Raw genomic sequence first — 10,278 nt, forward strand, 5'->3', positions numbered from 1 at the left:
CGTGGTGATGTGTCGAACGTGTTGTATAACTTCATTGATTGTCTGCCACATTACCTCCGTGATGGTTTTAGCATTCAGTTAGGTAATTTCGGTTCGATGCGTGTCACGTTGTCGAGCAAAGGAGCAGAAACAGAAAAAGCTTTTAAGACTGAGACAATTAAGCCTCGTGTAGTCTTTACGCCGGGAACGGAATTGAAACGAGAATTGGCTGCAAACTCCTACGAATCGTTGAGGAAGAAAGAAGAAGAGACAGATAATAAAAAGGAGGAAAAGAAAAAGAAAGAGGAAGAAAGTGGACCGCAGGCAGGGTAGAAGTCCCCTCCAACTCCCCAAAAAGGGAGGAGTGCCTAACGGGGTGAGTTAGGATATGTGCCACGGGAGCATTTTAAAAGATTGATTCAGGGTATCAATCGTTCTGTAATAAGACAATCGATTATATTAATTGTGAAATTAATGTCTTTCAAAACTAGTGTATTAATTTGGTTCTCTCGCTCCTGTGGTACACAGCCTCACCCCCAGCCCCTCTCCGGGGGAGGGGATGTGCCTAACGGAAGCTAGTTAGGATAGGCTGGTGAAATACCACAAAGTAGGGACAGACGCCTTCGTCTGTCCGAAAAAACAACATGAAAGGAGAGGACAGACGAGGGCGTCTGTCCCTACTTTTATATGATAAAGGGGGATATGTTATTACGGTGTCTGTCATTAGTAACATAGTTTTAGGCAGAAGGTGATAAGTGCGCTTTGGGATTCTGTGTATTCGTTGTTCCTTTAGGAACTCTGTGTTGGTTGGGAATCTCTAGAATCAGTGCTATCTGTGATAAAAATGCTTCTGCGAAAGGTGATGTTACTAATCAATATGTACTACTTTTACTCTGTTTAGAGCATCCTTTTGTTTCCTTAGCACCATGAGTTTACATTGATTTTATTTTGCCTTTTAAGCTATTTAGCGTATCTTTGCAACGCTATTCACATTATTATATAATGTTAAACGATAATAGATTCGACCTTTTAAAGACGATACAGTCACCCGCAGACTTACGTAAACTTAGCTTAGAGCAGTTGCCTAAGTTATGTCAACAACTGCGTGAAGACATCATAGAAGAAGTAGCTGTTAACCCTGGGCACTTGGCTTCGAGCCTTGGTGCAACAGAGATAACTGTGGCTTGTCACTATGTCTTTAATACTCCAGAAGACCGCATAGTTTGGGACGTTGGGCATCAGGCATACGGGCATAAGATACTGACTGGCAGGCGTGAAAACTTCTGCAATAACCGTAAATTAGGTGGGTTAATGCCTTTCCCGTCGCCTTATGAGAGTGAATATGATACATTCACTTGTGGGCACGCATCCAACTCTATATCTGCAGCTTTGGGTATGGCGGTAGCCTCGAAACTGACTAAACAGCATCGACATGTTGTAGCCATTATAGGTGACGGAGCGATGAGTGGCGGTCTAGCCTACGAGGGTTTGAATAATGTTTCGAGCCAACCTAATGACCTATTGATTATCCTCAACGATAACGACATGTCGATTGATAGGGCTGTAGGAGGTATGGAACAATACCTATTAAACTTAGATACCAACGAGACTTATAACCGTCTTCGCTTCAAAGCGTCACAGTGGTTACATGCCAAAGGACTATTGAATGAGGATCGGAGAAAAGGCTTACTTCGATTGAACAATGCCCTTAAATCGGCTCTTGCACATCAACAGAATATATTCGAAGGGATGAATATTCGGTACTTCGGACCATTTGATGGTAATGATGTAGGAGAGCTTGTTCGCATCCTAAGACAACTGAAGGATATGAAGGGACCTAAGCTCCTTCACTTACATACAAAGAAGGGTAAAGGATACGAACCAGCCGAGAAGAGTGCCGTAGTATGGCATGCTCCAGGTAAGTTCGACCCAAAGACTGGCAAGCGAATCATACATGAGTCGCATAACGAACCACCCAAGTTTCAAGACGTATTCGGTAATACTCTCTTAGAGTTAGCACGCAAGAATCCACGCATTGTAGGCGTTACGCCAGCTATGCCAACAGGTTGTTCGATGAACATCATGATGAAGGATATGCCCGAAAGAACATTCGATGTAGGTATTGCCGAGGCGCATGCTGTAACCTTCTCAGCTGGTATGGCGAAGGATGGGTTACAACCTTTTTGCAATATTTATAGTGCTTTCTCTCAACGAGCTTACGATAGTATTATCCACGATATGGCAATCCTCAATCTGCCAGTTGTGCTCTGTTTGGATAGAGCCGGACTAGTGGGTGAGGATGGTGCGACGCATCATGGAGCCTTTGATATGGCTTTCTTGCGCCCTATCCCCAACTTAACTATTTCCTCCCCAATGGATGAACACGAGTTAAGAAGGCTGATGTACACAGCCCAACTACCAGGTAAAGGCTCTTTTGTGATACGTTATCCACGAGGAAAAGGTGTGCTTACGGATTGGGAATGTCCGTTGACTGAAATAAAAGTAGGTACGGGTAGGCGTCTGCACGATGGTTGGGATGTAGCCGTATTGAGCATTGGTCCGATTGGAAATGACGTAGAGAAGGCTATAAACATCATCGAGTCAGCCAACTCACCATCGACTCAAGAGCATTGTCCTAGTATTGCCCATTATGATATGAGATTCTTGAAACCATTGGATGAGACCATTCTTCAGGAAGTTGCCGAACGCTTCTCTCGCATTATAACTATCGAAGATGGGGTGCGTGACGGAGGCTTAGGTACTGCTGTAACAGAGTGGATGAGCGATCATGGATATACACCTCATATAACTCGAATGGGTATGCCCGACCACTTTGTAGAGCAGGGAACAGTTGAACAGTTGCGTGCTCTTTGCGGTATAGATATTGATGGAATAAAGAAACAACTGACCTCAGTTGAGTCATAGTGAAGCCTTATCTGTATCAGAGAAAGTGGTTAAAAGACTTACAAAGACAGACAAGTTAAAGCATAAAACATGAAGATTATCATATCAGGAGCATATACTATTGGCTCTTATCTAGCTAGACTCCTCTCACGTAACAAGCAAGACATTGTGCTCATGGATGAGTGCTCGGAGAACCTAGAGAAGATTAGTAACGAGGCTGATCTACTAACAATGGAAGGCTCAACAACCAGTATCAAGAATCTTAAAGAGGCTGGGGCAGAGGATGCCGACTTGTTTATTGCGGTTACACCAGACGAGTCGAAGAATATTGCGGCATGCGTTCTTGCACATCAATTAGGGACTAAGAAGACCGTTGCTCGTGTAGATAATCCGGAGTATGTAGAGCCTTCTAATCAAGAACTCTTCCATCAGATGGGAGTGAGCAGCATAATTTATCCAGAGCTTTTAGCCGCTAAAGACATCATCAATGGATTGAAGATGTCATGGGTACGTCAGCGTTGGGATGTGCATGATGGAGCGTTGGTCATGTTAGGTATTAAGCTGCGGGAGAGTTGTGAAATACTTGATCGTCCATTGAAGGAGATTAGTGGTCCGGATGATCCTTACCATGTAGTTGCTATCAAACACAACGATGAGACGATTATACCAGGTGGTAATGATACCTTACAACTATATGACCTTGCTTACTTCATGACCACTAAGCAATATATACCATACGTGCGCAAGATAGTGGGAAAGGAGCATTATGTTGACGTGCAAAACGTTATCTTCATGGGAGGAGGTAAGACGGCTGCACGTGCAGTGAGGATGTTGCCAGAGTATATGCACGCCAAGATCATAGAGCAAGACCCAACGCGTTGCGAAGAGTTAAACAATATCTTGGATGAAGACACGCTCGTTATCAATGGTGACGGACGTGATATTGGATTGCTGCAAGAGGAGGGTATCCGTAACACACAAGCCTTTGTTTCATTGACATCGAATGCTGAAACGAATATTCTTGCTTGTTTAACTGCAAAGCGAATGGGCGTTCGCAAGACTGTAGCAGCCGTCGAGAACTTTGATTATGTGGGTACTGCTGAAAGCCTAGATATTGGTACTATCATCAATAAAAAGGCTGTTGCTGCCAGTCATATATACCAGATGATGTTGGATGCAAACGTTGAGAACATCCGATTCCTTATGTCTGTTAATGCCGATGTGGCCGAGTTTGTACCCAGCCCAGACGCTAAGATCACACGAAAAGTAGTCCGCGAACTTAACTTACCACGTGGAGTTACCATCGGCGGATTGGTTAGGAATGGAGAAGGAATGCTCGTTTCGGGTAACACGCAGATTGAGGCTGGTGACTCTGTAGTGGTCTTCTGTTACAATGTAGATATGAAGAAGGTAGAGAAACTATTTATGTGATTATGTTGAATCTGAAACTTATATCCAAGATTCTGGGCTCTCTCTTGTGGATAGAGGGAGTGTTGTTGCTGTGTTGCCTCTTTGTTTCTATATGGTATCAGGGCGATGATATACTACCATTTGTGTGGAGTATCTTAATCACAGTAGGCTCTGGATTCATCTTCCGAATCCTTGGTCGCAATGCAGATAACCTATTAGGACGTCGCGATGCTTACTTTGTTGTGACCATATCATGGATACTTTTCACCCTCTATGGTACACTTCCTTCCATGATTAGTGGCTATATTCCTAGTTTTACTGACGCTTTTTTTGAGGCTATATCAGGCTTCACAACCACTGGAGCAACTATCCTTGACTTCCCCGAGAAACTACCGAAAGGCTTACTCTTCTGGCGTTCGTTGACACAATGGATAGGTGGTTTAGGTATCGTGTTCTTTACTGTTGCCATCCTTCCTTCTCTAGTGGGTGGGTCGGTAAAGGTGTTTGCTGCAGAAGCAACAGGACCTATTAAGAGTAAGTTACATCCGCGTATCAGCACCAGTGCTAAGTGGATTTGGATGGTCTATTTAGTGTTAACTGTCGCCTGCATCCTTAGTTATAAGGTTTGTGGAATGGGCTGGTTTGATGCCTTCAACTATTCTATGACGAGTACAGCAACAGGTGGTTTCGCTACGGAGAGTGGCTCAATTATGACCTTCCACTCGCCTGCGGAGGAATATGTCAGTGCATTGTTTTGTTTCCTTTCAGGCGTAAACTTCACCTTATTATATGCATCAGTTATAGGGATGGATATTAAGAAACTCTTTAAGAACAGTGAGTTCCGTTTCTATACTATCATGGTTCTTTCCTTTGCAATCTTCATCACTTTCGAACTCGTTTGGCGTAATCACTACGACATAGAACACGCTTTCCGCAGTGCCATCTTCCAAGTTGTTTCGTTCATCACAACGACTGGTCTCTTTAGTGATGACGCTGGTAAGTGGCCTCATGTGACGTGGGTTGTACTCGCAGCGTGTATGTTCTTCGGTGGATGTTCAGGTTCGACGAGTGGCGGACTGAAGAGTATTCGAGGTGTGATGTTGCTTAAAGTAGTTCGAAATGAGTTCCGTCAGATCCTCCATCCGAATGCTGTTCTACCCATGAAGATCGATGGTGTCAATATCTCGCAATCGAAACGTGTAACCTTACTAGGCTTTGTTGGGCTCTATCTCATCCTAACTCTTTTCTGTGCATTCACGATGATTGCCCTAGGAATTGACAATACTAACGCTATCACCATCACGTTAAGTTGTCTTGGAAATGTCGGTCCGACGCTAGGTATGGAGATTGGTCCTACGATGTCATGGGCGCAACTTCCCGACTTTGCAAAGTGGATTTGTTCGTTCTTAATGCTTGTTGGTCGACTGGAGTTATTCACTGTTCTCGTTCTCTTCACACCTGCTTTTTGGAAGAAGAATTAGTGCTTTTACCCTCCTCTTAGCCTCTTTTAAGAGGAGTATTTCCTAACGGGAACTAATCAGGAAACGCCCTTTTCCATTTCAAGAAGGCGTTTCTTTGATACGAAGAAAGCCTCTCTTTGATAAGAAGAGAGGCTCTCTTTGTTTTCAGAACTTACGTGTGTCTATTGCTACTCATGTTTATTTCGTGTATGGTTGAGGCTTTTTGTAGGAAAAGGATATAATCTTTTGCAGTTAATTTAACAGTATTTTGTGCTGTAATCGATAATGAATGTGTAAATTTGTCAGCGGTATTTTTGATATGAAAAAACTAATTAAAACGTAATACAATGAAGAAGAATAAACTATTACTGTTACTATTTGTGTTCCTTACGGCAGTGTCTTTAACATCTTGTCTTGGCGATGGTGAAGATAGTGTGAGACGCCAACTTCCAACACAGGCAGAGATAGATGCAGCCTTTAATGTTATGAAAGGTAACTATCAAGGAAAGCTCATTTGCTATGCTTTTGATGAACAATATGGTGGCTGGAAGAAGGATGATTCAATCGCTTCTAACTGGGAGATAACATCAGATACAACCCTACTTATAAAGCATTTCCCTACTAAGTTCCTTGCTAAGAGTGTTACGAATGTGAGCTTAAAGCAGGCTATTGAGGCCTTACCTGCACAAGACTTAAACTTTAAGATAAGTATTCGACAAGCACGACCATCAGCTACGGGCTTTTACATAGTACCACTCCTTGCTGATTTAGGAAACCTTACTTATGATGGTGCAAGCCATCAGATAGGGGTGAGATTTATATGGAATGAGTCGACAATAGGTAAGTTTGATCCTTCGACAAAGCGTATGGGTATTCGCTTGATAGAGAATGGTATCTATGTTGATAAAGTACTGAAAGATGATGTTTATCGTGCTGGTAACATTTATATCTTACATACAAACTGATACAGAGAAGTATCTTTTAGGTATTAGATAAGTGTAAGGCGGTTGTGTCAAGGATGATACAACCGCCTTAATTGTTGGTTATTTCTTCTTGTGTTGACTGTCTTTCTAAGAACAATCTAACATCTTCTTGCAGTTTTCTGAAAGGTTCTGCATTTCTGTAACCTACGTTCCTTCTCAACATGGAAACGATAGCTTCGATGCTATGACTATAACTTGATAACTCATTCCGACGCTGCGTATCATGCACCGCATTGCGATTTATCTCCTCTTCTCGCTCTCTGATGAGTTGGTCGCAGACACGTTTAAGGATGGGAACAACAACATTGTCGAAGAGATGATGCCCTTGTATATATAAATAGGTGGTAGTAGGTGTAACGCCAAGTGTGCTTAGCTCTCTCTTTAGTTGTAGGTAATCCTCCTTTGCATAAGGGTACTCCTTTTGTAATTGGCGTATCTTCCTTTGTACCTTATAATGCAGTCTTTGTAAGGATTCAGCAGCATTATAGATAGAAAAGTGCCCTATTTCGATAACTCTATTGAAGTCGGTTATAGTGAATTGGCGGTACTTTTGGTGTCTATAAGTCCATATATTCCAAACAAAGAGAGGATAGATTATCTCACTATATTGGCTTAGGAAGGATTCAAAGTCAAATATGGCGTGGTCGTTAAGGGCTACAGCTACACTCACATCATGCAGACTTTGGGCGTAACACTGTAGGTTTTCAATGGCATAAGCATAGGTATGAAAGACGTAAGGGTTAGTGATGACTTGTGTAGAAGTAGCTGTTTCGCCTTGTAAAAGATAGTCATAATCCGCATCAACGCACGCTATCATGTTCTCTCCCATTTGATTTGAAATAAGGTTCATAAGCACCGACTTCTTCCCTTTCGTTAGGTTCAAGCGTGACGGAAGCATAACTTCAAAGAAGCGATCATTGCTTTCGAAGCCACTTAACACCGTCCTCCAAAAGAAGATATCATCGTATGCCTCAACGTATGCAATAATCTTTCTGCGTGCATGCTTACCATTAAGTTGATTGGCAGCATTGATGTATGCCGATGATAGATTGTCGCGGAGTCGTCTGCTCATAGTGCCTCCTTCCATTGCTATTATTTGTCAGTAATATCCGAAACTTCCGTTACTCGGTCTATCCAACCATTCATTATCACAGCCGGACTATGCGTACTTAGGATGATTTGAACATTGGGATTCAGTTCGAGAATGAGGTCAATTAGTCGTTTCTGCCAGTCTACGTGCAGGCTAACTTCAGGTTCGTCCATAAAGAGAACGTATGGTTTATTATCTTCAACGAGCACTGTCAAGAGTATAACCAATATCTGTTTCTCTCCGCTTGAGAGCTGATAAGGATAGAGCGTTTCGCCTATCTGTGAGAAACGAATCTCATTCTCCGTGCGAATGATAGTCTTTCCTGTTTCGGTGAAGAGGTCGTCTATCATATCTTGGAATCGCTTTTTGGGTAGGGAGATAAGCTGTGCCTCTTCCGCAGCATGAGGTTTTCCACTCTGTAGAGTAGCAATGATTCGGTTGCCAATGTTCACTTGGTAATCCAGATACTTGCGTTGCAACTGAAAGAGCTGCCAGTCTAATTCGGTGGAAAGATTGCCATCCATCTTACTAACACTATCCGAATTTAACAGCGGGCGATCGAACGAACGGATAATATCATAGCGTATCCATTTGGCATCGGAAGGGTTCACTTTCAACCGAACGCCCTTTAGTAGATGACTGGGAAACTCTCCGCCTTGTGAAAAAGAGCGTACCACTTTATTTATAATGGTACTCTTTCCTACGCCATTGATACCACTTAAGATATTAACTTGCCGATCTAATGTCCATCGAATGTGCTTCTTTCCACTCCAAAGGGAGTCGATTTCAATCTCTTCTATATAATTGGCATATTTCTGCATAAGGCTTTCTTGTAGTATTATAACACTATCGCAAATATAGTGCTTTTTATCTGTTTGACGATAGAAAAGGCTCTTTTTAACGTAAATACCATAATTGTGGTATGGGAAATAACATAAAGTTAGTATTTTAAAGACCAATGTTTCTCCGTACCTTTGCACCTGTGAAAAAGAAACAAAACACTTAGAACTTGCGATGATAAGTGTTTTGATTGGTTGATGAAACAAATAATTAAAGGTAACGGATATGACAAAGATTGCAAAGAAACTCACCGAACTGATTGGGAATACACCCTTGTTGGAATTAAATAAGTTCTCTTCTTTGAAAGGACTTGAGCAGCCAATTATAGCAAAGATAGAATCGTTTAACCCTGGTGGAAGCGTCAAAGATCGTGTTGCACTAGCGATGATTGAGGATGCAGAAGATAAAGGACTTCTGAAACCAGGAGCCACTATCATCGAGCCAACGAGTGGTAACACGGGAGTTGGTTTGGCGTTAGTAGCAGCTGTTAAGGGCTATAAACTCATCCTTACTATGCCGGAAACAATGAGCATAGAACGCCGTAACCTAGTGAAGGCTTATGGTGCTACTGTTAAGTTGACGAGCGGTAAAGAGGGTATGAAAGGGGCTATCAAAGCAGCGGAGGAATTGCGCGATTCGATTCCAGGAAGCATTATTCTTCAGCAGTTCGAGAACCAAGCTAATCCGCAGAAACACTATGCGACTACTGGTAAAGAGATATGGCGTGATACGGACGGAGCGGTCGATATCTTCGTTGCCGGTGTAGGAACAGGTGGTACAATAAGCGGTGTTGGCAAGTATTTGAAGGAGCAGAATCCGAATGTAAAGGTCGTTGCTGTGGAGCCAACAACATCTCCCGTGCTAAGCGGCGGACAAAGTGGTTCTCACAAGATACAGGGCATTGGCGCTGGTTTTATACCTTCTACGTACAACAGCAAGTACGTTGATGAAATCTTTCAAGTCGATAATGACCAAGCTATACTCACGGGGCGTCAGTTAGCACAAAGCGAAGGCTTACTGGTTGGTATATCATCAGGTGCAGCTGTCTTTGCGGCTAGTGAGCTTGCAAAACGCCCCGAGAATAAGGGTAAGAGAATTGTTACTTTGCTCCCAGATACGGGCGAGCGTTATCTCTCAACGGTATTATATGCTTTTGAAGAATATCCCTTGTAAGAAAGAGACAGCACAACATAAGAACACTTAGTGAGTAAAATCTTTCTTAAAAAACAAGTCATCATTCAATTCTGATAAAGCTTTATCAAGCAAATAGGGACAGCCATTTTGGTCTGTCCCTATTTTATTTCTACATCTTTATCCTTGCTAAAACAGCTTCTGCTGCGTCACATCTCTTCCCAATATTACCATCTTCATTACTTCCAGTTGGTGGTTGATAGTTGGTTTGGAGATGGTGTGGGAGAGGATACGTGACCACGGGAGCGAGAGAACCAAATTAATACACTAGTTTTGAAAGACATTAATTTCACAATTAATATAATCGAGTTGTCTTATTACAGAACGATTGATACCCTGAATCAATCTAAAAAAATGCTCCCGTGGCACGTTTATCTAGAAGCAGAACCTGTCATAAGAAATGTGTTCTTATATCATTCTG

Annotated in this window: 8 protein-coding genes; 6 read left to right on the forward strand and 2 right to left on the reverse strand. The window is 42.4% G+C overall.

What is annotated here, in order from left to right; all coding sequences use genetic code 11:
* From HMPREF9969_RS13035 to HMPREF9969_RS07060, 5 genes are all read left to right on the forward strand, one after another.
* The coding region (locus tag HMPREF9969_RS13035; protein ID WP_009435159.1) for a hypothetical protein at window positions 1-312 on the forward strand (312 nt) is incomplete at its 5' end.
* A gap of 669 nt (window positions 313-981) precedes the next feature.
* Entirely contained in the window at window positions 982-2,904 is a 1,923-nt protein-coding gene (gene dxs, locus HMPREF9969_RS07045; protein WP_009435154.1) for a 1-deoxy-D-xylulose-5-phosphate synthase, read from the forward strand.
* A gap of 69 nt (window positions 2,905-2,973) precedes the next feature.
* Window positions 2,974-4,314: a Trk system potassium transporter TrkA gene (gene trkA, locus HMPREF9969_RS07050; RefSeq protein ID WP_009435153.1), complete on the forward strand. Its 1,341-nt coding sequence runs from the start codon at window positions 2,974-2,976 to the stop codon at window positions 4,312-4,314.
* Window positions 4,315-4,316: 2 nt separating this feature from the next.
* Complete coding sequence (locus HMPREF9969_RS07055; protein ID WP_009435156.1) at window positions 4,317-5,774, forward strand: TrkH family potassium uptake protein; 1,458 nt, start codon at window positions 4,317-4,319, stop codon at window positions 5,772-5,774.
* Between the two features lie 326 nt (window positions 5,775-6,100).
* Window positions 6,101-6,718: a DUF4840 domain-containing protein gene (locus HMPREF9969_RS07060; protein ID WP_009435160.1), complete on the forward strand. Its 618-nt coding sequence runs from the start codon at window positions 6,101-6,103 to the stop codon at window positions 6,716-6,718.
* A gap of 67 nt (window positions 6,719-6,785) precedes the next feature.
* Here HMPREF9969_RS07060 and HMPREF9969_RS07065 read toward each other — a convergent pair whose 3' ends face one another.
* Together HMPREF9969_RS07065 and HMPREF9969_RS07070 are read right to left on the reverse strand one after the other, a co-directional pair.
* A complete protein-coding gene (locus tag HMPREF9969_RS07065; protein WP_009435155.1) occupies window positions 6,786-7,808 on the reverse strand; it encodes a DUF4435 domain-containing protein in 1,023 nt (340 codons plus the stop codon).
* Window positions 7,809-7,828: 20 nt separating this feature from the next.
* Entirely contained in the window at window positions 7,829-8,647 is an 819-nt protein-coding gene (locus HMPREF9969_RS07070; RefSeq protein WP_009435152.1) for an AAA family ATPase, read from the reverse strand.
* A 244-nt stretch (window positions 8,648-8,891) separates the two neighbouring features.
* On the opposite strand from HMPREF9969_RS07070, the gene cysK reads away from it, so the two are divergent.
* Window positions 8,892-9,839, forward strand: a complete 948-nt coding sequence (gene cysK / locus HMPREF9969_RS07075; RefSeq protein ID WP_009435158.1) for a cysteine synthase A — start codon at window positions 8,892-8,894, stop codon at window positions 9,837-9,839.
* Window positions 9,840-10,278: the final 439 nt, after the last annotated feature.

Origin of the sequence: Prevotella sp. oral taxon 306 str. F0472, assembly GCF_000257925.1 — a bacterium.
GTDB classification, from domain to species: Bacteria; Bacteroidota; Bacteroidia; order Bacteroidales; family Bacteroidaceae; genus Prevotella; species Prevotella vespertina.

Bases quoted from the DNA above. Each gene is read 5' to 3' on its own strand.
- HMPREF9969_RS07065 (WP_009435155.1), bottom strand. From the start codon at position 7,808: ATGAGCAGACGACTCCGCGACAATCTATCATCGGCATACATCAATGCT.
- HMPREF9969_RS07070 (WP_009435152.1), bottom strand. From the start codon at position 8,647: ATGCAGAAATATGCCAATTATATAGAAGAGATTGAAATCGACTCCCTT.
- HMPREF9969_RS07060 (WP_009435160.1), top strand. From the start codon at position 6,101: ATGAAGAAGAATAAACTATTACTGTTACTATTTGTGTTCCTTACGGCA.
- dxs (WP_009435154.1), top strand. From the start codon at position 982: ATGTTAAACGATAATAGATTCGACCTTTTAAAGACGATACAGTCACCC.
- HMPREF9969_RS07055 (WP_009435156.1), top strand. From the start codon at position 4,317: ATGTTGAATCTGAAACTTATATCCAAGATTCTGGGCTCTCTCTTGTGG.
- cysK (WP_009435158.1), top strand. From the start codon at position 8,892: ATGACAAAGATTGCAAAGAAACTCACCGAACTGATTGGGAATACACCC.
- trkA (WP_009435153.1), top strand. From the start codon at position 2,974: ATGAAGATTATCATATCAGGAGCATATACTATTGGCTCTTATCTAGCT.